Here is a 1,127-nt window from a genome sequence, read left to right on the forward strand (position 1 = left end):
CTAGTGCCGCGTGTTTGAAGTTGTCTTTGGCTTGGCTTTCGCCAGGATTTCTTCGGGTGATTTGGTCCAGGTGAAGGGGTGGCTGCGTTTGTTCCAGCCGGTGATGAATTGCCGGATCTTGCGCATCAGGTCCGTGACCGAGGTGAACGTTCCGCGGTGGATGGCCTGGCGTTCGATGATGCCGAACCAGATTTCCACCATGTTCAGCCAGGACCCGGACGTGGGGGTGAAATGGACATGGATGCGCGGGTTCTCTGCCAGCCATGCCCGGACCTCGGCCTTCTTGTGGGTGGCGTAGTTGTCCATCACCAGGTGCAGTTCCACGCCTGGGTAGGTTCGGGCCACGTGTTTGAGGAAGGACAGGAATTCCTTGTGGGTGTGGGCCGGCTTGCAGAGGCCGGTGAGGTTTCCGGTGGCGATGTCCAGTGCCGCGAATAAGGTCGTGGTGCCGTGGCGGACATAGTCGTGCGTGCGTTTCTCCGGTACGCCGATCTGCATGGGCAGCAGGGGCGCTGTCCGGTCCAACGCCTGGATCTGTGACTTCTCGTCAATGCATAGAACGACAGCGTTTTCCGGCGGGGCAAGGTAGAGCCCGACCACATCGACGACTTTTGCTTCCAGCTCCGGGTCCGTGGAGAACTTGAACGTCTCGGACTTCCATGGCTTGACCCCGTATTCGCGCCAGGTCTTGGCCACGGTGGAAAAGTCCGTCTTCAGATGCTTCGCCAGCAGCCGGGAAGACCAGTGCGTGATCCCCAGCGATGCCGGCGGCGGTGTCAGGGTCGCGGCAATGATTTTCGTCCGGTCGATCTCCCGCGGCCGGCCGGCACGCTGCTCGTCCTCCAGGCCGGCCATTCCCCGTTCCAGGTACCGCCCACGCCAGGCCAGGACAGTGGGAACCGAAACGCCGACCTCCCGGGCGATACGTGAGTTCGGTGTGCCCTCGGCCGCCATCAAGATGATCCTGGCCCGCTGGACCAGCCCTGCCCTCATCGCCGAGGAACGGGACCACCGCGACAACACCTCAAAGTCGCCATCACGAATATCCAAAGCAGGAGCGGGAGGATGAGCCATGCCCAATTCTCCCAAACACCAACCATAAAACTACTTTAGACACGCGGCACTAG

Annotated in this window: 1 protein-coding gene; it reads right to left on the bottom strand. The window is 61.3% G+C overall.

The window, feature by feature from the left end:
- Window positions 1-1,074, bottom strand: a complete 1,074-nt coding sequence (locus tag AB4Z15_RS24930; protein WP_442019402.1) for an IS630 family transposase — start codon at window positions 1,072-1,074, stop codon at window positions 1-3.
- Window positions 1,075-1,127: the final 53 nt, after the last annotated feature.

Source organism: Paenarthrobacter sp. 2TAF44 (genome assembly GCF_052114885.1).
GTDB lineage: Bacteria > Actinomycetota > Actinomycetes > Actinomycetales > Micrococcaceae > Arthrobacter.

Coding starts and splice junctions, on each gene's coding strand:
- AB4Z15_RS24930 (WP_442019402.1), bottom strand. CDS start 1,074: ATGGCTCATCCTCCCGCTCCTGCTTTGGATATTCGTGATGGCGACTTT.